Origin of the sequence: Pontibacter coccineus, assembly GCF_030546575.1 — a bacterium.
GTDB classification, from domain to species: domain Bacteria; phylum Bacteroidota; class Bacteroidia; order Cytophagales; family Hymenobacteraceae; genus Pontibacter; species Pontibacter coccineus.
This window is the reverse complement of record NZ_JAUOTN010000011.1, coordinates 67,737-90,944: the sequence shown is the minus strand read 5'-3', so window position 1 is coordinate 90,944 and position 23,208 is coordinate 67,737. Positions and strand designations below refer to the sequence as shown.

At 49.6% G+C, this 23,208-nt stretch carries 24 protein-coding genes; 10 read left to right on the top strand and 14 right to left on the bottom strand.

Going from position 1 to position 23,208, the window contains the following annotated elements:
- Positions 1 to 3: 3 nt before the first annotated feature.
- The 6 genes from Q4E40_RS19935 to Q4E40_RS19910 all read left to right on the top strand — a co-directional run bounded on the left by Q4E40_RS19935 (position 4) and on the right by Q4E40_RS19910 (position 6,038).
- On the top strand, positions 4 to 606 hold the full coding sequence (locus Q4E40_RS19935) for an ExbD/TolR family protein (RefSeq protein WP_253406434.1): 603 nt from the start codon (positions 4 to 6) through the stop codon (positions 604 to 606).
- A 23-nt stretch (positions 607 to 629) separates the two neighbouring features.
- Positions 630 to 1,154 (top strand): ExbD/TolR family protein, encoded by a 525-nt coding sequence (locus Q4E40_RS19930; RefSeq protein ID WP_303414933.1) that lies wholly within the window; start codon positions 630 to 632, stop codon positions 1,152 to 1,154.
- 177 nt (positions 1,155 to 1,331) lie between these two features.
- Complete coding sequence (locus Q4E40_RS19925; protein ID WP_303414931.1) at positions 1,332 to 1,988, top strand: energy transducer TonB; 657 nt, start codon at positions 1,332 to 1,334, stop codon at positions 1,986 to 1,988.
- 230 nt (positions 1,989 to 2,218) lie between these two features.
- The gene (locus Q4E40_RS19920; RefSeq protein ID WP_303414928.1) at positions 2,219 to 3,061 is read left to right on the top strand and encodes an energy transducer TonB; all 843 of its coding nucleotides are present in this window, start codon (positions 2,219 to 2,221) and stop codon (positions 3,059 to 3,061) included.
- 368 nt (positions 3,062 to 3,429) lie between these two features.
- Positions 3,430 to 4,392 carry a PstS family phosphate ABC transporter substrate-binding protein gene (locus tag Q4E40_RS19915; protein WP_303414925.1) on the top strand — a complete coding sequence of 321 codons (963 nt, stop codon included), beginning with the start codon at positions 3,430 to 3,432 and terminating at the stop codon, positions 4,390 to 4,392.
- Between the two features lie 41 nt (positions 4,393 to 4,433).
- Positions 4,434 to 6,038 carry a tetratricopeptide repeat protein gene (locus Q4E40_RS19910; RefSeq protein WP_303414922.1) on the top strand — a complete coding sequence of 535 codons (1,605 nt, stop codon included), beginning with the start codon at positions 4,434 to 4,436 and terminating at the stop codon, positions 6,036 to 6,038.
- A gap of 93 nt (positions 6,039 to 6,131) precedes the next feature.
- Here Q4E40_RS19910 and Q4E40_RS19905 read toward each other — a convergent pair whose 3' ends face one another.
- The 14 genes from Q4E40_RS19905 to Q4E40_RS19840 form a co-directional block, all read right to left on the bottom strand.
- A complete protein-coding gene (locus tag Q4E40_RS19905) occupies positions 6,132 to 7,217 on the bottom strand; it encodes an RluA family pseudouridine synthase (RefSeq protein ID WP_303415077.1) in 1,086 nt (361 codons plus the stop codon).
- Positions 7,218 to 7,248: 31 nt separating this feature from the next.
- The gene (locus Q4E40_RS19900; protein WP_303414919.1) at positions 7,249 to 7,863 is read right to left on the bottom strand and encodes an OmpH/Skp family outer membrane protein; all 615 of its coding nucleotides are present in this window, start codon (positions 7,861 to 7,863) and stop codon (positions 7,249 to 7,251) included.
- A gap of 31 nt (positions 7,864 to 7,894) precedes the next feature.
- Positions 7,895 to 8,560: an OmpH/Skp family outer membrane protein gene (locus Q4E40_RS19895; RefSeq protein ID WP_303414916.1), complete on the bottom strand. Its 666-nt coding sequence runs from the start codon at positions 8,558 to 8,560 to the stop codon at positions 7,895 to 7,897.
- Positions 8,561 to 8,569: 9 nt separating this feature from the next.
- Complete coding sequence (gene bamA, locus Q4E40_RS19890; protein WP_303414913.1) at positions 8,570 to 11,050, bottom strand: outer membrane protein assembly factor BamA; 2,481 nt, start codon at positions 11,048 to 11,050, stop codon at positions 8,570 to 8,572.
- A gap of 8 nt (positions 11,051 to 11,058) precedes the next feature.
- Complete coding sequence (gene uppS / locus Q4E40_RS19885; protein ID WP_303414910.1) at positions 11,059 to 11,802, bottom strand: undecaprenyl pyrophosphate synthase; 744 nt, start codon at positions 11,800 to 11,802, stop codon at positions 11,059 to 11,061.
- Positions 11,803 to 11,862: 60 nt separating this feature from the next.
- On the bottom strand, positions 11,863 to 12,669 hold the full coding sequence (gene porG, locus Q4E40_RS19880; protein WP_303414907.1) for a type IX secretion system protein PorG: 807 nt from the start codon (positions 12,667 to 12,669) through the stop codon (positions 11,863 to 11,865).
- A gap of 48 nt (positions 12,670 to 12,717) precedes the next feature.
- A complete protein-coding gene (locus Q4E40_RS19875; RefSeq protein WP_303414904.1) occupies positions 12,718 to 13,719 on the bottom strand; it encodes a DUF6089 family protein in 1,002 nt (333 codons plus the stop codon).
- 123 nt (positions 13,720 to 13,842) lie between these two features.
- A complete protein-coding gene (locus Q4E40_RS19870) occupies positions 13,843 to 14,730 on the bottom strand; it encodes an NAD kinase (protein ID WP_303414901.1) in 888 nt (295 codons plus the stop codon).
- Positions 14,731 to 14,745: 15 nt separating this feature from the next.
- Positions 14,746 to 16,134 (bottom strand): POTRA domain-containing protein, encoded by a 1,389-nt coding sequence (locus Q4E40_RS19865; protein WP_303414899.1) that lies wholly within the window; start codon positions 16,132 to 16,134, stop codon positions 14,746 to 14,748.
- 8 nt (positions 16,135 to 16,142) lie between these two features.
- Positions 16,143 to 16,808, bottom strand: a complete 666-nt coding sequence (locus Q4E40_RS19860; RefSeq protein ID WP_303414896.1) for a CBS domain-containing protein — start codon at positions 16,806 to 16,808, stop codon at positions 16,143 to 16,145.
- Complete coding sequence (locus tag Q4E40_RS19855; RefSeq protein ID WP_303414893.1) at positions 16,805 to 17,581, bottom strand: alpha/beta fold hydrolase; 777 nt, start codon at positions 17,579 to 17,581, stop codon at positions 16,805 to 16,807. Before Q4E40_RS19855 ends, Q4E40_RS19860 begins: the two co-directional genes overlap by 4 nt.
- Positions 17,582 to 17,625: 44 nt before the next feature.
- Positions 17,626 to 18,198 (bottom strand): anthranilate synthase component II, encoded by a 573-nt coding sequence (locus tag Q4E40_RS19850; RefSeq protein ID WP_303414890.1) that lies wholly within the window; start codon positions 18,196 to 18,198, stop codon positions 17,626 to 17,628.
- A 317-nt stretch (positions 18,199 to 18,515) separates the two neighbouring features.
- A complete protein-coding gene (locus Q4E40_RS19845) occupies positions 18,516 to 19,034 on the bottom strand; it encodes a CvpA family protein (protein ID WP_303414887.1) in 519 nt (172 codons plus the stop codon).
- 106 nt (positions 19,035 to 19,140) lie between these two features.
- Entirely contained in the window at positions 19,141 to 19,602 is a 462-nt protein-coding gene (locus Q4E40_RS19840; protein ID WP_303414884.1) for a GatB/YqeY domain-containing protein, read from the bottom strand.
- A 166-nt stretch (positions 19,603 to 19,768) separates the two neighbouring features.
- Between Q4E40_RS19840 and Q4E40_RS19835 the strand changes: the two genes are divergently transcribed.
- From Q4E40_RS19835 to Q4E40_RS19820, 4 genes are all read left to right on the top strand, one after another.
- Positions 19,769 to 20,482, top strand: coding sequence for a pyridoxine 5'-phosphate synthase (locus tag Q4E40_RS19835; protein ID WP_303414881.1), 714 nt, complete (start codon positions 19,769 to 19,771; stop codon positions 20,480 to 20,482).
- Between the two features lie 2 nt (positions 20,483 to 20,484).
- Positions 20,485 to 21,516, top strand: coding sequence for a tRNA 2-selenouridine(34) synthase MnmH (gene mnmH, locus Q4E40_RS19830; protein ID WP_303414878.1), 1,032 nt, complete (start codon positions 20,485 to 20,487; stop codon positions 21,514 to 21,516).
- A 119-nt stretch (positions 21,517 to 21,635) separates the two neighbouring features.
- On the top strand, positions 21,636 to 22,691 hold the full coding sequence (selD, locus tag Q4E40_RS19825; protein ID WP_303414875.1) for a selenide, water dikinase SelD: 1,056 nt from the start codon (positions 21,636 to 21,638) through the stop codon (positions 22,689 to 22,691).
- Between the two features lie 15 nt (positions 22,692 to 22,706).
- Positions 22,707 to 23,195 carry a hypothetical protein gene (locus Q4E40_RS19820; protein ID WP_303414872.1) on the top strand — a complete coding sequence of 163 codons (489 nt, stop codon included), beginning with the start codon at positions 22,707 to 22,709 and terminating at the stop codon, positions 23,193 to 23,195.
- The last annotated feature ends 13 nt before the right edge of the window (positions 23,196 to 23,208 follow it).

Here is a 23,208-nt window from a genome sequence, read left to right as displayed (position 1 = left end):
AAGATGCCTAAAGTAAAAGTAAAAAGAACGGCCCCCTCATTGGACATGACGCCAATGGTGGACTTATTCTTCTTGCTGGTTACTTTCTTTATGCTGACTGCAACAGCCCGTCCAGATGAGGCTGTTATAGTAGACACTCCTTCATCTGCTTCAGAAATCAAGATCCCGGACACTAACGTAATTACTATTACGGTTGATAAAAATGACCGTGTGTTCTTTGGAGTAGACGGGCAGCAGACAAAGGAAGCATTGCTTGACAGAATTGCTAAGAACTACAATATTGGTTTTACCGAAGAGGAAAGAAAAACATTTTCTCTCCTAAGCAACTTCGGCGTGCCAATTAACCAACTGAAAGGTTACCTGGCAATGGAGTCAAACGATCGTAAGGAAGTAAACCAGCCGGGAATTCCGGTTGATTCGGCACGTAATGAGCTTGGCGACTGGGTATTGCAGACTCGTCTTACTAACCCAAAGGTGGTAATTGCCATCAAAGGTGACCAGGACGTAAGCTATCCGACTGTGAAGCGAGTGATGGACATTCTACAGGAGAAGAAAGTAGACAGGTTCAACCTCATTACGGACATGGAGATGAAGCCAACGAACTAATTAATTAGAAAGGAGATAAGATAATGGCAGAAATGCAACAAAAGGCCGACTCTGGCGGCAAAGGCGGGAAAAAACGCGCCAAACGCCAGTCGACCAAAATTGACATGACACCGCTGGTAGACCTTGCCGCCCTTCTGATTACGTTCTTCATGCTTACCACTACCTTCAACAAGCCGCAGACGATGGAAATCAACATGCCAAAGAAGGTCGAGAACGAAGAGGAGCAGATAGCCTTGAAAGCCAGTAACGCCATGACCATTATACTTGGCGCTGACGACAAGCTATACTACTACTTCGGTTTGGCAGAGGATAACCCGGAAATCGTTGAGTCGAGTTATGCCGCAAATGGCATCCGTAAAGTTCTTTTATCATCGCAAGTGAAATCGAACGATATGATGACCGTAATGGTAAAACCGATGGAAGGTTCACGCTATAAAAACATGGTAGATATCCTGGACGAGTTGAAAATAACGGATACCAAGAGGTTTGCGATGGTCGATATAGGCGAATCAGACAAAAAGTTGGTACAAGAACAAATTGGGAATTAAGATATGGAAGTAAGTAAGTTAGAAAAAGCATCGCTCGATGATATAGTCTTTGAAGGACGTAACAGAGCGTACGGTGCCTACCTACTTCGCAGAATTTACAATAAGCATATCACAATTGCCGCAACTGTAGCAATTGCATTGTTCTTCCTTTTCCTTAGCATTCCTCTGATTTCAAAAATGATCAAAGGAGACACGGAAGAAGAACAAGTGGTAGACCGAATTGTAACAGAAGTAGATCTGGCTCCGCCACCACCACTGGATGAGGCCACGCCACCGCCGCCGCCGCCGCCACCACCAGATCTTCCACCGCCACCGCCACCAGTACGTGCGCAGGTAAAGTTCACGCCACCAGTTGTGAAGCGTGACCAGGAAGTACAGGAAGAGGAAAAAGTGCCGGATCAATCAGAATTGGAGGACGTAGACATCGGAACCAAAACGGTTGAAGGTGTTAAAGGTGCTCCACTCGATCTGGGTGACATCGACGGTACAAGCGACGTAGTTGCAGAAGTAGTAGAAGAGAAGCCATATACTTACGTGGAGCAGATGCCTGAATTCCCAGGCGGAGAAGGCGAAATGATGAAGTATCTCGGCAAGAACATCCGCTACCCAGCTGCTGCTCAGCGTGCCGGCGTAGAAGGCCTGGTAGTTCTTTCGTTCGTAGTAAGCCGCACAGGCGAGATCTCAGAAATTGAGGTTGTGAAGAGCCTTGGCTCTGGAACTGACGAAGAAGCTGTTCGCGTTGTGAAAACAATGCCGAAGTGGTCACCAGGAAAGCAGAACGGTCGCTCAGTACCTGTTCGCTATACCTTGCCAGTACGATTTGCTATTAAGTAAGTCTTATTCCATAACAGTAAAAAGGCCCTCATACGAGGGCCTTTTTTATTTATACCTGGTGCAGATATTTATACCTGCTAACCCAGGCTCTACTTCTGGAAAGGACAAACCTTTATCAGAGTGATCCGCCCACTGTAAAAAATATCAAAGGTACTTGTGGAAAAATGACTCGGGGTGCATCCAATAAGAAAATGCAGGTAAAACTGCCTCACTTCTAAAACCTATGCGCCATGAAAGAGAGCTATTTATTCGACATGACCTTCAACAATGTAGTTTTCGCCACCAGAAACAAAGCCTACGGAGCTTATGAACTAAGGAAAGATTACAGCAAACACATAGTGGCAGCAGCAATTGTAGCGATTAGCCTTTTCGCTACAGGGCTCGGCTGGCCTTTGCTAATGCCTGATCAGGAAAAAGCGATAATCAGCAAAAAAACACCTGATGAAGATAAAGGCCGTGTAGTCATAGAGAAGTTGATCTTACAGCCACCGCCTGCGGCTGACCCTGAACCAGCACAACAGGATCCAGCACCAGCCACGCAGGAACAGATCAAAACAGTGAAAAACGTAACAACAAGGGTAGTTCCAGACGAACATCCCGGACCAGATGAAGCACCTCCTACCGAAGAAGAAATGGCAGGAGCCATTATCGGAACACAAAACATCGAGGGTGAGATGCCAAGCAATTCGAATCTGGCAGGTATAGAAGGCGATGGAAACAACAACACAGCCGGTACAGGAGAAGGTGAGGCTAACAGTGTATTCGATTATGTGGAAGAAATGCCATCGTTTGAGGGCGGTGAGGCAGCGCTGATGCGTTATATCAGCAAAAAGATGCGCTATCCGAGACAGGCTGTCACAGAACAGGTAGAGGGAATCGTTGTGGTGAGCTTCGTCGTGAACAGAAACGGAAAGGTAACAGGCGCAACTGTTTTGAAGGGATTGGGTTACGGAACGGACGAAGAAGCACTACGCGTTATTCAGAGTCTGCCTGACTGGTCGCCAGGCAAGCAAAACGGGAAACCTGTCGCAGTCCGCTATACTTTACCAATACGATTCAACTTGCAACGATAAATAGAAATATAAAGTATAAAGCAGAAGCTAAACTACACATAGCATGGCTTCTGCTTTAATTTTTAAAGTATAAACCTTAAATTTAGGCCTACATATATAGGCAAACCTGAACATGTTACGACCAAGGAGAGGAGACGAAAGATCTTCCGTTACGTATTTCAACAAATTCGCACGCTATTTCGGTATGCTGATGACATTGATTTATGTAGCGGCAGGGCTGTTTATGATTTTTATGGATGGAGAGGAATACAATCTGAGTATGTCAAAGACAGCACAAACGATTTTTGGAGGGGTGCTTATCCTTTATGGACTCGTACGATTTGTCAGAGCATATCAGGTTAATTCCAAATCAAGGAGAGACAGACAAGATGATTAAAGCAGCCAAGGTGTTCCTGGCGCTTGGACTGGTTGCGCTGGCAGCCTGCCATAGCGACCCCAAGACAGAACGTGACACATCTACAACGGGTACGATCGGCATTAGCGCTGACGAAACCCTCCAACCAATCATAGAAAGCCAGGTAAACGCTTTTGAAGGCATATACCGGTATGCTACCATTAATGCACAGTACAAGGCAGAGGGGAAAGTATTTGATGACCTGCTCGACGATAGCACCCGGGTCGCTATCGTGTCGCGACAGCTGACTGAGCAGGAAAAGGCAGTCTTTGACCAGAGAAAGATTACACCCAGGTATACCAGGATCGCTATTGATGCCGTTGCACTAATTGTGAACAACAAGAACCTGGATACGCTCCTGACCATGAACCAACTGCGTGATATCTTTTCAGGAAAGATCACCAGCTGGAAGCAATTGAACCCTGAGAGCAGCCTTCGGGATATTGCCTTGGTATTTGACAACAACAACTCCAGTACGGCTAGGTATATGCGCGACACCCTGATAGCGGGCCAGCCGTTGCCTCCGACAGCCACCGCGAGCAATTCTCATCCGGCCCTGATAGACTATGTGGCAAAAAATGAGAATGCAATAGGGGTGATCGGCGTGAACTGGATAAGCGATCGGGATGACACGACTTCTGTCAATTTCTTAAAACAAATAAAAGTAGTCGGTATAAGCACAGAAGAGAACCCAATAACAACGGATAGCTACTTTCAACCGTATCAGGCTTACATCGCACAAGGCGACTATCCGCTTAGAAGATTCTGGTATATCATTAGTACTGAGGGCCGTGCAGGTCTTGGCACAGGTTTTGCAGCTTATGTAGCAAGCGACCGAGGGCAGCGCATCATACTGAAGTCTGGCCTTGTGCCTGCCACTATGCCTGTCCGTGTGGTGGGTTTTAACAATAGACCGAGTAAATTCAAACAGGATTAAAGCTTACAAACAATAATAACACAACCTAAATTAAACTAACAATGACAAATAACTGGAAATATGCTTTACTGGTAGCTGCCATGTTCCCTACAGCAGCTGCATTTGCGCAGTCTAGCGATCAGGGCCGTAAGGCAGCTGAACAAGGGCGCTATCAGGAGGCTAAGTCTATTTATAAATCTCAGTTGAACAACAAAAACGCTGACAACGCTTATTTTGGACTGGGTGATGTATACCTACGCTCTGAAAATCCGGACTCAGCCGCCTACTACTTTAATCAGGGTCTGGCTAAAAACTCAAAGTCTGCCATCAATATGGTGGGACTGGGCAAAGTAGAAATGGCCAAAGGCAACCGCGCCGGTGCTGAGAAGCACTTTGCAGATGCAATGAAACGCGGCAAGAAAGATGCTTTCGTGCTGGCAAGCATTGGAGAGGCTTACCTGATGGCTCCTGAGGCAACAGAACAGGATTACAACAAAGCGATCGAGTACCTGAAGCAGGCCGTAGATCGTGATAAAAACAATGCTGAGGCTTACCTGCTGATGGGCGATGCTTACCTGAAACTGGGTAACGGTGGCCAGGCTATGACTAGCTACGACAACGCTATCCGCATCAACGATAAGTCGCCGAAGGCTCACCTGAAAAGAGGACAGCTGTATACCAGCTCACGTAACTACAACGAAGCAGAAGAGGCTTACAAGAAAGCAATTGCGCTTGACCCGAACTATGCCCCCGCTTACAGCGACCTAGGCGAACTATACTACTTTGCCGGCCAGTATGACAGAGCACTGTCTACGTTCAAGCAATTTGTAGACATGTCGGAGAACACGCCTGAAACCCGTGCTAAGTATGCATCTTTCCTGTTCCTGACAAAGGACTATGAAGGCACATTGCGCGAAGTACAGGAAGTACTGAAAACAGATCCCAACAACAAGACGATGAACCGTCTGTTGGCCTACTCATACCTGGAACTTGGCAAGCCTGAAGAAGCCTTGCAGGCTATGGAAAATTACCTGAGCAAGGTAGACCAGAACAACCTGATCGCGAGTGATTATGAGTACTATGGCAGAATACTGGCAAGAAACAACCAGCCTGCGAAAGCTGTTGAGAACCTGGAGAAAGCGATTGCGCTGGAACCAACCAAACCAGAGCTTTATTATGACCTTGCTAACATGTATGCCCGCGAGAAGCAGTTTGACAAAGCTGTGGAGGTTTACAACAGAAAGCAAGAGAAACTGGGTGCTTCCAATACAGACTACTTCCACCTGGGTAATGCCTACATGATGGCAGAGCAGTTTGACAAGGCTGACGAGACTTATAAGAAGATCACGGACGCTAACCCTACTTACGCTTATGCGCACTTATGGAGAGCCCGTGCACAGGCGAACCTGGACCCTGAGACAGAAAAGGGTTTGGCTAAGCCTCACTACGAAGAGTTTATTAAACTCACTAATAGTGAAACCGAGAAGTATAAAAAAGAGCTGATCGAGGCTAATACTTACCTGGGCTACTATTACTACCTGAAAGGTGAGCGTGACAACGCGATCAAGTACTGGACGGAAGTGAAAACGCTAGACCCAACCAACACGCAGGCTGAAACAGCCCTGGCTGAGATCAACAAGACTAACTCTCCTAAAAAGAAGCGTTAATTTAAATTCAACGCTTGATCATAGAAAAGCCCGCTCCTGATGGAGCGGGCTTTTTGTATTCATGACCAGAGTATATGGTGACACCAATATACCTTACTGGTTTTCGTAAAGCGACCACTTTTCTAATGCCGCCTGGAAGTCCTCAGGCAATTCAGAGTGGAATTGTATAAACGCCTTGCTTGAAGGATGAATAAAACCGAGTGATTTAGCATGCAACGCCTGTCGTGGCATTAACTTAAAGGCATTCTCTACGAATGTCTTATAAGAGCCTGTTGGCATCCCCTGTAATATCTTATCTCCTCCGTAGGTGGCATCAGAGAATAACGGATGGCCCAGGTACTTCATATGCGCTCTGATCTGATGTGTTCTCCCCGTCTCCAGGTTACACTGCACCAGCGATACATATTTAAACTTTTGCAGGACCTTATAATGTGTAACAGCGTGCTTCCCAAACTCCCCGCCTGGGTATACGGTCATTACCCGTCGGTCTTTTGCGCTACGTCCCACATGGCCCACAATCGTGCCTGAGTCCTGCTTGGGCACTCCCCACACCAAGGCGTAATAAGTCCGCTCGATCGTATGCTTGAAAAACTGCTTGGCTAGAAAAGCCATGCTATACTCTGTCTTCGCAATTACCAGTAAGCCAGAGGTGTCTTTGTCAATGCGGTGCACAAGCCCGGGACGGCCCTCCCCGTTGCGGGTAGTAGGGAGTTGCTGCAAATGGTAGGTGAGCGCATTGACAAGCGTTCCTGACCAGTTATTAAAGCCTGGGTGCACCACCATACCTGGCTCTTTGTTAACGATCAGCAACTCATCGTCTTCATAAATGATGTGGATCGGTATATCCTCCGGGATAATTTCGGTATCGCGTGGGGGAGTCGCCAGTGTGATGGTGATCACATCAAGGGGCTTCACTCTGTAGCTTACCTTCACCGGCTTCTGGTTAACCTGCACTGATTCGGAGCGTATAGCTCCCTGCAGCTTGTTGCGGGTCACATTAGGCAAGCGATCCATCAGGAACTTATCGATGCGCAGCAGCGCCTGTCCCTTGTCTACTACAATGCGATGGTGTTCGTATAATTCGTCCGAATCCTCTATACTGTCCTGCTCTTCTTCTTCAAAGTCAATCACGGCACTAGATTTAGGTATAAACAAAAAGAAAGCCGAAGTATAGAACATCGGCTTTCCTGAACTCACGAAGGAGTATTGATTACTTTTTCTTCTTCTTGGCTGGAGTTGTAGTGGCTGGCTTGGCAGCGGCTGGTTGCTGCTGCTGTGGCTGAGCCTGCTGAGCTGCTGCTGGTTGCTTGCTAGGGTCTACACCCAGCTTTTTGAACACCAGGTTGTTGATGCTGCCGCTTTCAGGACCTTCCAGGATAGCCTGCTCACTCAGGATATACAGGTAGCCGTTCTCTTTAGCCACTTCTTTGATGGCGTTCTCGATCTTTACAAGCACTGGCTGGATCAGCGACTGCTCTTTATCACGGATAGACATCTGAGCATCGTACTGAAACTTCTGGATAGACTGCTCCAGGTTCATCAGTTCACGCTCTTTGTCTTCGCGTACTACTTTGTCCATCGTGGAAGCGCCTTTCTGGTAAGCTTGCATCTTGGTGTTATACTCAGTTTCTTTTGATGCAAACTGCTCCTGCAACTTTTGTCCATATACTTCCAACTCCTTCTGCATAGAGGCTCTTTCTGGCATCTTGCTCAGAATCTCTTCTACGTTAGCATATCCTATTTTAGTCGCCTGCTCGTTCGTCTGTGCAAAAGAGGCAAAGCTGATAAAGAAAAACGCTACTACTAAAAATTTGATTTTGTTCATGATTGGATGGTTAATTTGTTATTCTTGTTGTTTAGTTGTTTGACTTCTTCTTTGTTGGCGGCGTTTTTTTCTTGTCCTGTTGCTGCGTCTGGTTCTCTTCGTTCTGTATACCTGTATCAGGCAAACTATCCGGATCATCCACTAACGCATCCGCCGGCTTTTTGCCAGGCACATTCTGCTTATCGGTGGCAAGGCCCAACTCCTCCAACACGTACTCTGTGTAATCGTGTACCGGGTTGGTATAGATCATGATCAGGTCTCCTGACTTATCAAATACCGTTTGCAGACCCTTTGCCTTGGCAACTTTTTCAACTGCCGTGAACACCTCATCCTGAATTGGTCTGATCAGGTCCTGGCGACGCTTGAACATCATCCCCTCGAAACCAAAGACTTTGCGCTGGTATTCCCGCACTTCATTCTCTTTGCGGGTGATTTCAGAAAGGCGCTTCTTCTTCATCTCTTCCGTTAGAAGCACCTCCTCGGCCTTGTAGTCTTCCTTCATCTTCTCCACCGCCTGGTGCATTCCCTCTATCTCCTTCTGCCAGGCCGCGCTTTGTTTGTCCAGCTCCGCCTGCGCCTTGGCGTATGCCGGCATCTTGCTCAGAATGAAGTTAGAATCAATATAGCCAAACTTCTGCGCCTGTGAAACAGTCGTCAGGAAAAATCCGGCTAAAAAGATGAACAAAAACTTTTTCATACTAATTCCTTATCGTATCTGCTGTCCGATCATGAAGTGGAACTGGCCACGCTTCATTTCAGGACGTCCAGGCACATCGTCAAATCTCCAACCGTAGTCGAAGCCCAGCAGACCAAAGGCCGCCATGAAGATACGAACACCCACACCACCTGAGCGGTACAGTTTAAACGGATCGTATCGGTCATAAGAACCAAAGCTGTTACCAGCCTCCAGGAATGCCAGACCATAGATCGTAGCACCCGGGTTAGGAGAAATCAACTGTCTTGCCTCCAATACAAACTTGTTGTATGCAATACCGCCTGTGTTTATCAGGTTCGGATCCGGGTTATTGATCACCGACTCCTCGTCATAGCCACGCAGACCAATGTAGTCAGTTCCCACAAAGATGTTGGCACCACCTAAACCGTTACCTCCTAATCTAAAACGCTCAAACGGGCCAATGCTCGTCTTCGAACTGTAGCTATTCAGGAAGCCAAAGTGGGCCCGTGTGTTCAGTACCAAATTCCCTGCCAGATTCATGAAGAACGAGGCGTCGAACATCCATTTATTGAATTCTACAAACTCAAAGTTGTTACGCTTGTCTGAGAACAAAGAATATGGCGGTGTCAGGTTCACGCTCAGCGAGATATTAGAACCCCTTCTTGGGAAGGTAGGGTTATCAATACTCACACGTGCCAGTGTGTTGTTAAACGAGATATTGTTTGAGACACCGTTCTCGAATGCAGAACCGAATAGCGGGTAGTTCTTAAGTGTATAACGGTTGTAGCTCAGTGTATGGCTTAGCTGGAAGAAGTTGTCCGGCCATTGTAGGGTACGTCCTAAGCTTATAGCACCACCATCCACATTCAACCTTCTGTCGATATCGGCTCTTGGCTCACGGCGCACAGTTTTGAACACACTCGCGGTTAGTGAGTTTCGCTTACGACCACCCAGCCACGGCTCGGTGAACGAGAACGAGTAAGACTGGTAGTAGCGCCCGTTAGCCTGCACGTTGAGCGATAGGCGTTGGCCATCGCCACTAGGTAGCGGTCTCCACTCCGACAGCTTAAACAACTTGCGGGTAGAGAAGTTGTTCAGGGTAAGGCCTACTGTACCCACCGCCCCAATCGGACCACCCCAGCCTCCTGAAAGGCTGATCTGGTCATTCGGACGCTCTGATACACTATAGTTAATGTCTACCGTTCCTTCTTCCGGGTTCGGTATCGGGTTCAGTCCGATCGTTTCCGGGTCAAAGTAGCCTAAGTTCGCTAACTCGTTTCTGGAACGAATCAAATCGTCGCGGCTATACTTCTGACCAGGTAAGGTACGGATCTCGCGGAGCACCACATGGTCGCTCGTCTTGGTGTTGCCGGTCACAGTCACTTTACTGATCGTCGCCTGCGGACCTTCCGATACACGCATCTCGATGTCTATCGAGTCACCCTCTACCGTCATTTCTACCGGGTCGATGTTAAAGAACAGGTAGCCGTCATTCTGATATAGAGCCGACACGTCTATACCTGCCGGGTTGTAGTTCAGGCGCTTATCCAGCTCCTGCTTGTTGTAAATATCACCTTTGTTGATACCCAGAACACGAGTCAGATAATCATCTTCGTATAGGTAGTTTCCATTCCAGGTGATATTGCGGTAATAGTAGCGGTTGCCCTCATCCACCACAATCCGGATTCCCAAGCGGTCAGGACTTACATTATAAACACTATCAGACACAATGATCGCATCCCGGTAGCCTTCTGAATTGTAAAAGTCGAGCAGGAGCTGCTTATCATTCTCGTATTCTGAGCGCTGGAATTTTGACGAGGTGAATATCTTGTGAAGGCGCTTCTCTTTTGTCTTTTTGAGCTGGCGGCGCAGTTTCTTGTCCGAAAAGGCCTCATTTCCCTCAAAGTTGATCTCGGCTATTTTTACCTTGTCGCCTCTGTCAATATCAATGTTAAGCACCACACTGTTTGGAAGCAGTGAGTCAGGGCGCTGCACGATGTTGATCTTTGCATTGAGGTAGCTTTTCTCAGCGAAGTACTTGCGGATGGCAGCACGTGTCTGGTTAAGCATGGCATCTGTTACCGACTTCCCTCTGATCAGGTTGATCTTTTCGCGAAGGGCATCCTGCTGCGACTTGTTTATACCTTTGAACTCGAAGCGGGACAGGCGTGGTCGTTCTTTCAGGTCGAAGTTCAGGAAAATCTGGTTGCCTTCGATACGGGTTACGTATACATCCACGTCACCCAGTATACCCTGGTCCCACAGTTTCTGAATGGCACGGCTGATGTCCTCGCCCGGCACGGTAATCTCATCACCAACTTTCAGACCCGACACCCCCAGAAGTGAAGTAGGGTCGAGGAACTTAATACCTGTAAACTCAATCCCACCGATGCGGTACTGCTGGGGCTGAGCGTAGTCTATCGTTTTGCTCTGTGCTGGATTATTCAGAACTTGGGAAGAAGCCGTGCCTGCCATTAGCAAAAACACAAGCACCCAGATGCATCTTGTCATTAATATGTTCACTTTGTTAGTTGTTCACTTGTCTTGCCAAAGCGGCGTTCTCTTCTCTGAAAGGCACATATGGCTTCGTAGAGGTGCTCTTTGCGGAAGTCAGGCCAGAGTAGCTCCGTAATGTATAGCTCCGTGTAAGCCAGCTGCCAAAGCAGGAAATTGCTGATACGCTGCTCCCCGCTCGTACGGATCAGCAGTTCGGGATCTGGTATACCTGCTGTAGAAAGGTGCTGCGCTATAGTGGCCTCACTAATATCAGCTGGTGCTATAGTACCATGACCCACTTCCACAGCAATACGTTGCATGGCTTGCGCGATATCCCAGCGGCCGCTATAACTAAGGGCCAGCACCAGGGTCATGCGGGTGTTGTCCTTTGTTATCTCCATCGCCTCGAGCAATTCTCTTTGGCAGGCTTTCGGCAGGCTTTCTGTATTCCCGATCGTTTGCAGGCGGATATTGTTCTTGTTCAGCGTCGCAGTTTCCTTTCTGATAGTAGAAACCAGTAGCTGCATCAGAGCGGAAACCTCTGTTGCCGGCCTCGACCAGTTCTCAGTGGAGAAAGCGTATAGGGTTAGGTATTCGACGCCCATCTCTGCTGCGGCCTCTACTGTTTCGCGAACAGCTGTGATAGCACTCTGATGGCCGAAAATTCGCAGGCCGCCCCGTTTCTTTGCCCAACGTCCATTTCCGTCCATGATAACGGCAATGTGTCTTGGCAAATTGTCTAAATCTACTTGTTCCCTAAAATTCATTAAACCACAATTTCCTTGCAAGTTACAAAAAGCAAGATAATTTAATGAAATTTTAGCGGGTTAATCTAGTATTCCGGCTTTGCGCTTGTAAACAGGCGGGCAATTGAGTCGATAGAGCGTATAAGAGAGGCTTATACCGTTGTAGAAGTACATATCTTTATCGAATGGATTGGCATATGCCTTGGAGTTGCCTGCCCCCAGATCGGTAGCCAGCAGTCCGGACCCGCTCTCCTGCAGATAGTCCAGGTTATCAGTAATCATAAAGCGAGGACCAAACTCCAGGCCCAGGTTCCAGTGTTTACTCAAAGCATATTTCACCCCTACGCCAAAAGGAATTGAAACCGTGAACTTGTTGTCGAACGGCTCCTTCACATCGCCTTGTCGGGAAAGCTGATGGTTAAAGTTGAGCAGTGCCGCTCCTAAGAAGAAGTAAGGCGAGACACGGTGTGGCTTCCGGATATCTTCGTAGTAATCGAGAAAATTGTATTCTATACCTAACGAAAATTCCAGCATGCTCAGCTTCAGTTCCGTATCGCGCCATTCGTGGTGCGGTAGATTCTGTGACTCGTCTCTGAATGCCTTGTCGTCGAAAATGCGGTGGCTGCCCATAAAAGCGGCCTTCAGCGTGATGGGAGCAGAGATATCATGGCGATAGAAGATCGTCATGGCAGGCTGATTATTCAAAAAACGGTAATTGGGTGATATTTCACCCACGTAGTTCAATCCGCCTATGCCAGCACCTATCTCGCTGGTCGTCACAGGCTTAATCTGCTGCAGCTGGGCATTCGCAGTATGGCATAAAAAGACGCTCCCAATTTGCAGTAACACACAAATAAGGAGCGTCTGTCTGAATGTATTCAAAGTCATGTATACTTGTTTCGGAGTTTAGAAAACAACGCACTATACTCCGTTATATTATCTGAATTTAGGTCTTCTTATACGTGGGTTCAGGATATAGTTAAGGCCCAGGCTGGTTTGGATGTACCAGTCATTGTCTGAGCTGTTGCCACGCGTACGGTTGTTGCTTGTACCGTACGGCTTCAGGCGGCTGAAACCATTAGGTTCTGTTATCAGGTCGTTCGTAAAGCCGGACTCAGCACTTCTGTCAGAGAAAATAACAGAGGCGTTGCGGTTATCCACGCGGTTGCCATCACTCAGGAGCACATCTTTGTCTACGTGGGCTGTACTTACGTCATCCAGGTAGTCTGTAAAAGTGGCTCTCCAACCTACCTCAAAGCTAAAGTCCCAGTTACGGTCCAGCTTGTATCTTACACCAAGGCCAAACGGAATGGCAATCTGCACACGGCTGTAAGGTTCGCTAACAGTTCCCGGCTGATCAACAAACTGACCCTCTGTACCGAGCGGCTGCAGTGCATACCAGCCAGAAGGAATATCCTTGTCTGGTGACAGGCCTGGGTGCGATCCGTTCTCGTAATACGCTTTTGGATTATGGTGCAATACCGCCACACCAACAAAACCATAAGGCACGAAGTCAGGACGACGACGGTAGTAGTGACGGTTTTCGAAAAGGTCAATGATGGCTACGGCACTCAGCTCTTTAATATCGTTGCGGAAAGACAGGTTACGTCTGTAACGTCCTAAGTTCTCCCCTTCATCAGGTCCCGCTGCCTGGGCGTCATCACCCGCAATACGGTTCCAGTTGAAAGCTACACGGGACGAAATGCGCGGAAAGTGGCGCTTGGTGTAATTGATGCCTATGCTCGGACGCGTGGACTTTACACGCATACTCGTGAAGTTAGGCTGAGGCACCAAGTCGCCAAAGTAGTTAGAAGCCCCTAGCTGGATACCCACCGTGGCGTACTGCTTCCGCTTCGTAAAGCGCTGTGCTTCAGCCTCCAAGGCCACAGTAATAAGCACAACAGTAAATAATAAAAACAGCGTAGTAAATTTCTTCATAGCGAACCAATTTCTTTCAAGCGTATTTCCACAGGCTTACAATTCATCCAAATTAAACCTCCGTGACAAAAATAGAAATAATTTTCTGGTATAAAAATATGTATACCAAATATCGAATATAATTTACCTAAAAATATTTGTTCTTTTATCAAGACCCCAGTTTAACTTACCGCGTAGCGTGGTTAGGAAATTTACGTGATGCAGTTTAACAAGCCGCGCCACAAAATTTTCCCGCCGCACCGCTATCTGAACTGACATATCTACAGGAACGGATCTCGAGTCGAGGGAAGCAAGGTATGTACTGCTGCGCCCCTCTACCTCAAAGGAGATCACACTCCGGTCTGACACGATCATGGGACGCACATTCAGGTTGTGAGGGCATACGGGTGAAATAACGAAATTGTTGGTCTGTGGCAATACCAGCGGACCGCCGCAACTAAGCGAATAGCCTGTCGAGCCGGTTGGGGTAGCCACTACCAGACCATCAGCCCAGTAGGTGTTCAGATATTCTCCATCTATATACGCATGCACGGCTATCATGGACGAGGAATCGCGCTTGAGCAAACTGAACTCATTTAACCCAAAGTTGATGCCGTCAAATATCTCCAGATCGGAGTCCACGCGGATCAGCGCACGGTCATCGAAGGTATAGTGGCCTTTGAAAAGGGCATCCAGCGCCAGGTTGATGCTGTCGTGCGCGATGGTGGCCAGAAAGCCAAGCCGCCCCGTGTTGATGCCCAGGATCGGAATCTGAAGCGCCCCAACGTAGGTAACCGTATCCAGCAGTGTGCCGTCTCCGCCCAGGCTCAGCACAAAGTCTACGCCCAGCAGACTGTCGCCACGGTTGAAGGTTGAGATGCCTTCGGGCAGGTGAATGCGATTCTGCAGAAAAAAGCTAAAGTGCTCCACTACCAGTATCTCAGCATTCCGGCGCTGCAATTCATCGAACAGATTCTGGATAAAAGGTCCGTATTCTTCGTCGAAGGGTTTTCCAAGTATAGCTATCTTCATAAATCTTCTGTTTCATTAAAAAGGGAAACGGCCACTCAGGTAAAAGCCGCTCGTCTTCTCCCGGTTGATGGTATATTCGGCCCGGAACACAAAGTCATAAAAAGTGACCAGATGAAGCCCTGCCCCCATACCTGCCAACAACCTGTTAGACAGCGGGTTGCCTTCCTCAAACACTTCATCCACGACATAGCCCGCATCAGTGAACACGTTGGCATACAGCGCGAGCGGCACTTTGTTGAACTTCGGGCTCTTGATAAACTTCAGGTGCACGCCCTCGTGCTTGAAGAGCTCCCGGGTAAGCCCCTGCTTGAACAGCCCGAAGTGCTGACCGCCTACTACCTGCAATTCGTAGCCCCGCACCAGCGAACGAAAACCCAGGGCCACGTTGTCAGCATAGGCATAACGTTTCGAGAGCCGGGCCTGTGCTTCGCCACCCACAAAATAATAATATTTACCTGATATGTGACGATAATCAACATACTTGGCGCGCAGGGTTGTGATGGGAGTCCCGTTTCCATTCATAAAAAAGGTTTGCGCGGCGATCGCTTCAAAGTAACTGCCCGTGAGCGGGTAAACGAAGGAGTTGCGCAGGTTCACCACCTTAAACACTTCCAGTCGCAGGTACTGCCTGTCCTGCTTATCCTCTATGTAGTATTCCGGGTTTAACACCAGCACCGTATCAGCCACCCGCTCCTGCACGTAAGTGAGCCGCAATCCTTCCTGCCGCTGCACGCTCTGTCGGTGAGTGAGACCGGTCGTGAGCAAGGTGCGCTGAATAGGCACGCCGCTCTCCTGCACAAAAAATCGCTGCCGGTTATTGAGCGTGCGGTAGTCAATGGCGCGGCTCCGGTAGTCAGCCACCCCGAAGTCCATACCTAATTTATGGGTGCGGCTTACATAAGGAACACGGTAAGTAAACTCCAGTCGTTTGTTGAACCCCTGTTGCAGCCTGATGCGCACCTCTTCGTTGCGGCCTCTGAAATTGCGCCTGATCAGGTTAATACCATAGTCGACACGGTTCCAGTCGCGGCGTTCGAGCCAAGCGTTGAAGTTGCGGTCGGCCAGGTCGAAAATAGGTATAGGGTATAGGTACCAGCGCTCCTGCATGGTAAAAGTCACGCCAACCAACCCCTCCTGGCAGGTATAGGTATAGCCCACCTCGTGAAAAAGACGTAGGTTAAAGAGTCTTCTGCGGTTTTCCTGCAGCTTTTCCTCCAACTCATCAGTCGGCAGCGTGTCGCCGGGTGCTATGTTGAGTTCAAAGAGGAGCATACGGCTTTTGCTAACCTCATTGCCCTTAAAGCCAATGCTATCTATTACAACGAATTCAGTATGGCAGGATTGAGCCGCCAGGGTATGGCAAAGCAAACTAAAGCACAGCAGCAAGAAGGTGCGCAGAACCACGGACAGGGCTATATGTCCAGGTACTTGAACAGCATATCCAGGCGGTCCCGACCCACGTCGTACTTGGATCCATCCTGGAACTGCGCCGTCACCCGGTATTCGAATCGCTCCAGCGTGGCGATAATGCGGGTGAGATCGGAAGTGTTAAGTTTAAGTGTGAGCTTGATATTATAAGGGTCCACTTCGTCAGGCGATACATAAGCGCTCAGGATTTTGGTGTTCTCCTCCTCTATCAAACGGCTGATCTGCCCCAGGGAGTAGTCGCGCTCCGGCATCGTAAGCACCAGTATACTGCCATGGCCCTGCAGCGCCGACATCTGTCCGAAGGCGGCCAGCGTATCGTTGATGGTGATAATGCCCATGTAGTCCTGCTCTTCGTCGAGCACGGGCACCACCTGTATCTTGTTTTTAATGGCGGACTCCATCACATCATAAAAGTGCTGGTGATGCATTACGAATACATCCTGGTACTCCAGTTTGACCTGCTCCAGTGTCTGTCCCCGATCCGGCAGCTCAATCAGGTTAACTTCGGTGGCAAGGCCCATGTACTTGCGGTTGCGGGACACGGGCAATTCGTTTACGCGGAACTCATCCATCCATCGCAAAGCCTTCTCCACGGTGTCGTAAAGCTTAAGCGGCGGTATCATTTGGTTGATGAGTTCTTCTGCGATCATGTGGCTGTTTCCCCTACTTGCGTTTTGGCCAAAAATTTATCTAAGATACTGTTAAACCGCTCCGGATGTTCCATCATCGGCGCGTGTCCGCACTTGTCTATGAAATAAAGTTCGGAATTATGAATCAGTCGGTTGAACTCGTGCGCCACCAGCGGCGGCGTGATCGTGTCGTTCAGTCCCCATATTAACAGCGTGGGTACCTGAATGTTCTCCAGATCCTTGCCCAGGTTGTGCCGCTGCGCTGACTTGGCAATAGCGATGATGCGCAAACACTTGGCATTACTGTTGGTGATGTCGAACACTTCATCCACAAGTTCTTTAGTGGCCGTTTCAGGGCTGTAGAAGGTATAGCCCACGCGCTCTTTCACATACTCGTAGTTGCCACGCTTCGGGAATGACCCACCCATCGAGTCCTCAAACAGGCCGGAGCTTCCCGTTAGCACCAGGCGCTTTACTTTAGCCGGATTCTTTAAGGTATAGACCAGCGCCACATGCCCACCCAGCGAGTTGCCTAGCAGCGTCAGGTTGTTCAGATTCTTAAATTTAACAAAATCCTCGATAAAAGAAACAAGTCCCGGCACGCCCGCCTTGTGCAGTGCCATTTCATAGATGGGCATAAGCGGAATCACCACACGGTAGCTTTTCGAGAAATGGTCCACTACGCCGTTCCAGTTGCTCAGCGCCCCGAATAAGCCGTGCAGCAACAGCAATACTTCTCCTTCGCCTTCGTCTATGTACTGAAATTCGCCTTCGTGTTTGACCTGTAGATTCATTCCTGCAATTGCTAAAAGTAACGTGTTGTAAAAAAGTCTGGCTGCTACCAACCTGCAATATTAACGAAATCAAGCCAATTCCGCAGCATGTCGAGCCCATAAGTCGTGAGTGCGGCCTCCGGATGAAACTGCAGCGCATGCAGCGGCAGTGCGCTGTGCCTGAAGGCCATGAGCTCTCCTTCGGCAGTATACGCAAGCGGCACGATGCTGTCGGGCCACTCCCTCAAAACCAGCGAATGGTAGCGTACAACGGGCATTCTGGAGGGCAGACCGGCAAAAAGCAGATCATCCGCGCAAATGATCTCAGAGATTTTGCCGTGCATGGGCTTTATACCTTTGTCGAGCCGGGCACCGAAAAACTCGCCCAGCGCCTGATGCCCCAGACAAATACCCAACATGGGCACTTTGTCGTGGTAGTGCCGAATCACGTCCATCATCACGCCTGCCTTTTGCGGCTCTCCCGGTCCGGGCGACAAAACGATGCCCTCGATCGGAAGCGCTTTGATCTCATCCAGCCTCACATCGTTGCGCAACACATGCACCTCCACCCCCAACTGACCAAAATAGTCCACCAGGTTATAGGTAAAGGAGTCGAAGTTGTCGAGCAGGAGCAGCATTTTCGATTTGAAAATTTGGAGATGTGGCGATTTGAAAATGATTTTTATTATCAAATCCTGTCATCAGACCAGTAGATGTTCAGATGCGTGAAGTTATCTCTAGGTTTTACTACGAAGCTTTTAAACCTGAAGCAAGTCCTGACCAAAGTATAGGTATAGATTATAGCTTGAGCCGGATAGGTATAGCACTATACCTGTTTGCTGGTCATTTACTTTCCGGGTGTAAATAAAAGCGTCATTATATCAGCTCAAATGCCTCTCCAATACTCCAAGTTCAAACCTTGCATCTTCAAATTTTCACCAGCACATTAGCAAATCTAAAAATGCTCCTTAAGCGACAGCAGCAGAGACTTCACAAACGGCAGCACATAACTCATGACGCTGAGGGCATAAGGGGTCGTTTTTACGACAAATGGGTATACGGCAGAGCTCGCCGCCGTTTCAGGTGTGATGGCTATACCTGCCATCTCTGATACGTAGAGCAGCAAGCTTAGGGCCAGGGTCCATTTTAAGGCGCCCAGCAGGGCGCCCAGTATGTTGTCAAACATACCAAACGGCGTGAAATCGATCACTTTTTTGAGCAGGATACCCAGCACCCTCACCCCTAAAATGATCGCCACAAAAATGACCAGGAACGTGACGAAAGGCAGCAGACCGCCGGCATCGCCGATATACTCTTTCATGATGGGCAGGCCGGAATCGAGCAGTTTGAGGCCAAGCAGTATGCCCAGCACAAGCGCAAACAGAGAAATCAACTCAAGCAAAAGACCTTTGCGGAAACCCAGGAAGGCGCCGAACAGAATAGGTATGGCCAGAAAAATATCGAAGGTACTCACAGGATAAAAACATTAAAGGCAGAAGCGAACACCTGTCGCCCCTGCCTCCAAATATAGTGCAATTGCAGCATTCACACCAGTAGGTGGGCCGCAAAAAATCCCGATTTTAAAAATCCGTGTTGTTCAGCAAATCGCCCACGGCTTTAGAAATGGCACGCCCGTCGGCTTGCCCGGCCAGTTCGCGGGAGGCAACGCCCATCACCTTGCCAAGGTCTGAGGGACCGGATGCGCCTACGCGCTGAATGATCTCCAGCAGACGAACGCGCAGATCGCCCTCATCGAGCTGTCCGGGTAGGTACTCCTCTATCACGGCCAGCTCCGCCAGTTCAACCTGCTCCAGGTCAGCACGCTGCTGTTTAGCATATATCTCGGCTGACTCACGACGCTGCTTGGCGGCTTTGGTGAGCAGTTTCATCTCCGTATCCTCACTGATCTCGTCGGTGCCGCCTTTTTCGGTTTCGGCCAGCAGGATCTGTGACTTTATGCTGCGTAGCGCTTGCAAGCGGGATCTGTCTTTGGCCAGCATGGCCTGCTTGATATCGGCTTCAATGCGTTGTTTTAAACTCATAGTTTTAGGATTGATTGGTTATTTACGGCAAGTGATGGAATTCCTGCCTCTACATTATACACTACTACAGCCAAGGCCATAGGTTATCATCTTATTCAAATTTCCACTAATTTAGTCTTTCCGTATGCATTAGTATCACCAGCCTGCGGGCTACAACACACATACCATGACCAAACTTAGTGTAAATATAAACAAAATAGCCACACTGCGGAACGCCCGCGGCGGCGACAGACCCAACGTAGTGCAGGCCGCCAAAGACTGCGAGCGATTCGGGGCCGAAGGTATAACGGTGCACCCGCGCCCCGACGAGCGCCACATCCGCTACCGCGACGTGTACGATCTGAAAGAAGTCGTGAACACCGAGTTTAACATCGAAGGCAACCCAACGCCCGATTTTCTGAAAATTGTGAAAGACGTGCGCCCTGCCCAGGCAACCTTGGTGCCGGATGCGCCGGATGCCATCACCTCCAACGCCGGCTGGGACACGCTGCAGCACAAGGATTTTCTGACTGACGTGATCGGCGAACTGAAGGACCTAGGTATACGCACCTCCATTTTCGTGGACCCGGATGTTCGAATGATTGAAGGAGCATCGCTGGTGGGCACAGACCGGGTGGAGCTCTATACCGAAGCCTATGCCAAAAACTATCCTGCTAATCCCGAAGAAGCCATACGCTCATACCTGGTGGCCGCCCAAAAGGCACAGGAGTTTGGCATCGGCCTCAACGCCGGCCACGACCTGGACCTCGACAACCTGAAGTACCTGAAAGACACCTTGCCCGGCCTGCTGGAAGTGAGCATCGGGCATGCGCTGATCTGCGATGCGCTATACCTTGGGCTGGAAAACACGATCCAGCTATACCTGCGTCAACTCAAATAATTGTGGTCAATACCATCACGATACAGGAATTCCTGACGAAAGCGAAGCAGTTGCCTGTGCTGGACGCCCGCGCACCCAAAGAGTACGCCATCGGCCGCATACCCCAGGCCCGGAGCTTTCCTATTTTCTCGGATGAGGAGCGGGCTACGGTAGGTACAGCCTACAAGCAGCAGGGGCACGATCCGGCTGTGCTGATTGGGCTCGACCTGTTTGGTACCAAGATGTCAGGGTTTGTGCGGGAAGCAGAGAAGCTGGCTCCGACCAAAGAGGTGCTGGTGCATTGCTGGCGGGGCGGCATGCGCAGCGGGCACATGGCCTGGCTGCTCGATTTCTCGGGCTTTCAGGTATACCTGCTGCAGGGTGGCTACAAAGCGTACCGGCAGTACATGCACGAGCAGTTTGAGCGCGAGCGCCCGGTGCTCATCATCAGCGGCAATACCGGAAGCGGCAAAACCGACCTACTCTCCTACCTGCAACAAAACGGTCAGCAGGTCATCGATCTTGAGGGGCTGGCCAGTCACAAAGGCTCTGCTTTCGGCAGCATCGGCATGGTGCCGCAGCCCAGCACAGAGCACTTTGAGAACCTGTTAGGTATGGCCTTGCTCGAACTGGACGATCAAAAGCCACTATGGCTGGAAGACGAAAGCATCGGCATCGGGAGGGTGCAGATGCCCAAGTCTCTTTTCAATAAAATGCAGGAGGCCCCGGCCATTGTGCTCGAGGTTCCGAAGACCCTGCGTATACAGAAGCTGGCCGAGGAGTACTGTCGCACTGACCCGGCTTTGCTGGAGGCGGCCATACTCAGAATAAAGAAACGGCTGGGCGGATTGGCCACAAAAGAGGCCATTGAAGCCATCTCGGTTGGTGATATGGAAAAGATGGTCGACATTGCCCTGACCTATTACGACAAAGCATATACCTACGAACTGGTCAAAAAGCAAACGGTGCTGCGCCTGCCCCTGGAAACCTTGAACCCGGAAGAAAACGCCCAGCGTCTGGTTGAATTCGCGAAACAGCACAAGCTGATTAAATAATGCCCCGGACATAGTACCTGAGACAGAAGGCACACGAACAGCCAGATTAAATGACTTAGCAGCAATACATTACAGGTATCGATACTGCTATACCTGTGATGAACAACAACTTACTTACAATGGAAAATACCAACACCCAAGACATAAAACTCACCCAGTACAGCCACGGTGCTGGCTGCGGCTGCAAGATATCCCCCAAAGTGCTCGACAAGATCCTGCACACCGATATCCATTACCCCGAAAACGACAAGCTGCTGGTGGGCAACAGCTCCCGCGATGATGCCGCCGTGTACGACATCGGCAACGGCCGCGCCGTCATCAGCACCACCGATTTCTTCATGCCGATCGTGGACGACGCCTACGATTTCGGCCGCATCGCCTCCGCCAACGCCATTTCGGATGTGTACGCCATGGGCGGCACCCCGACCATGGCCATTGCCGTGCTGGGCTGGCCGATTGACAAACTGGCCCCGGAGGTAGCTAAGCGCGTGATCGAAGGTAGCCGCAGTATTTGCCACGAAGCAGGTATACCGTTGGCGGGTGGCCACAGCATCGACAGTCCGGAGCCCATCTTCGGGCTGGCCGTGACCGGCATGCTAGATATCCCGAACCTGAAACGCAACGACACCGCCACAGCTGGCTGCGAGCTATACCTGACCAAACCGTTGGGCGTGGGCATCCTGACCACCGCGCAGAAGAAAGCGATCCTGAAGCCAGAGCACGTGCACCTGGCCCCGCAGCAGATGATGCAGCTCAACAAAATAGGTGCAGACCTGGGTCAGCTGCCGCAGGTGAAAGCCATGACAGACGTGACGGGTTTTGGTCTGCTGGGCCACCTCTCCGAAATGTGCGAAGGCAGCAACCTGACCGCTGAGGTATACTTCGATAAAGTGCCGGTTATACCGGAGGCACTGGACTACCTGGCGCAAAAAGCCATACCTGGCGGCACCCACCGCAACTTCGACAGCTACGGACACAAAATAGCCGAGCTCACCCCAGACCAGAAGCACCTGCTCTGCGACCCGCAAACCAGCGGTGGTCTGCTGGTAGCCGTGGACCCGAGCGGCCGCGAAGAAGTGCTGCAGCTGTTTGAGAGGTACGGTTTGCAACTTCAGCCGCTGGGCGTGTTGAAAGAGCGTGGCAGCGAAGAGAAGCTGATTAAGGTGTTTAACTAATCAGTGGAATTACAGATGAAGTATCGTTTCTGTACTGAGCAGTTTGGTATTAGCGACAGCGGCATACACCTCTTGCGCAGCAGGTATAACTATAAATCCGTCGCCTCTGCAGATGTTACTTCTGTAGTAATAAGGCGTGGAAAAGCTATCAAAAATTGGCTATTCCTATTACTTTTTGGCGTTGCCTGCCTTGGCTTTTCTGCCTACTACACCTCCATTATTTACGATTTTTTCTACTCTGAGGAAGGCGGAAGAATTTATATAGAGGAAATAGTAGTACCTGTAATTCCTGCATTTGCGGGGATAGCTGCCATAACAGTTGCGCTCAGAAATACAACTATCGCCATTGTACAGTATAGAGGTGGTAAACTCGTACTGGATTTATCAGATCTGGTGAAAAGCGGAGAGGCTACGTCTTTTGTGCTATACCTGAATGAAACGGTTGGAAGGGAAAAAATCAGGCACAGCATAGCTTTAGAAGACAAGCTTGTCACTTATGCTTAGCTGCCCATTCTAT

Bases quoted from the DNA above. Each gene is read 5' to 3' on its own strand.
- Q4E40_RS19850 (WP_303414890.1), bottom strand. From the start codon at position 18,198: ATGCTGCTCCTGCTCGACAACTTCGACTCCTTTACCTATAACCTGGTG.
- bamA (WP_303414913.1), bottom strand. From the start codon at position 11,050: ATGACAAGATGCATCTGGGTGCTTGTGTTTTTGCTAATGGCAGGCACG.
- Q4E40_RS19835 (WP_303414881.1), top strand. From the start codon at position 19,769: ATGACCAAACTTAGTGTAAATATAAACAAAATAGCCACACTGCGGAAC.
- porG (WP_303414907.1), bottom strand. From the start codon at position 12,669: ATGACTTTGAATACATTCAGACAGACGCTCCTTATTTGTGTGTTACTG.
- uppS (WP_303414910.1), bottom strand. From the start codon at position 11,802: ATGAATTTTAGGGAACAAGTAGATTTAGACAATTTGCCAAGACACATT.
- Q4E40_RS19905 (WP_303415077.1), bottom strand. From the start codon at position 7,217: ATGTTCTATACTTCGGCTTTCTTTTTGTTTATACCTAAATCTAGTGCC.
- Q4E40_RS19930 (WP_303414933.1), top strand. From the start codon at position 630: ATGGCAGAAATGCAACAAAAGGCCGACTCTGGCGGCAAAGGCGGGAAA.
- Q4E40_RS19840 (WP_303414884.1), bottom strand. From the start codon at position 19,602: ATGAGTTTAAAACAACGCATTGAAGCCGATATCAAGCAGGCCATGCTG.
- Q4E40_RS19895 (WP_303414916.1), bottom strand. From the start codon at position 8,560: ATGAAAAAGTTTTTGTTCATCTTTTTAGCCGGATTTTTCCTGACGACT.
- Q4E40_RS19900 (WP_303414919.1), bottom strand. From the start codon at position 7,863: ATGAACAAAATCAAATTTTTAGTAGTAGCGTTTTTCTTTATCAGCTTT.
- selD (WP_303414875.1), top strand. From the start codon at position 21,636: ATGGAAAATACCAACACCCAAGACATAAAACTCACCCAGTACAGCCAC.
- Q4E40_RS19820 (WP_303414872.1), top strand. From the start codon at position 22,707: ATGAAGTATCGTTTCTGTACTGAGCAGTTTGGTATTAGCGACAGCGGC.
- Q4E40_RS19925 (WP_303414931.1), top strand. From the start codon at position 1,332: ATGATCAAAGGAGACACGGAAGAAGAACAAGTGGTAGACCGAATTGTA.
- Q4E40_RS19870 (WP_303414901.1), bottom strand. From the start codon at position 14,730: ATGAAGATAGCTATACTTGGAAAACCCTTCGACGAAGAATACGGACCT.
- Q4E40_RS19860 (WP_303414896.1), bottom strand. From the start codon at position 16,808: ATGATCGCAGAAGAACTCATCAACCAAATGATACCGCCGCTTAAGCTT.
- Q4E40_RS19910 (WP_303414922.1), top strand. From the start codon at position 4,434: ATGACAAATAACTGGAAATATGCTTTACTGGTAGCTGCCATGTTCCCT.
- Q4E40_RS19920 (WP_303414928.1), top strand. From the start codon at position 2,219: ATGAAAGAGAGCTATTTATTCGACATGACCTTCAACAATGTAGTTTTC.
- Q4E40_RS19915 (WP_303414925.1), top strand. From the start codon at position 3,430: ATGATTAAAGCAGCCAAGGTGTTCCTGGCGCTTGGACTGGTTGCGCTG.
- Q4E40_RS19935 (WP_253406434.1), top strand. From the start codon at position 4: ATGCCTAAAGTAAAAGTAAAAAGAACGGCCCCCTCATTGGACATGACG.
- Q4E40_RS19855 (WP_303414893.1), bottom strand. From the start codon at position 17,581: ATGAATCTACAGGTCAAACACGAAGGCGAATTTCAGTACATAGACGAA.
- Q4E40_RS19875 (WP_303414904.1), bottom strand. From the start codon at position 13,719: ATGAAGAAATTTACTACGCTGTTTTTATTATTTACTGTTGTGCTTATT.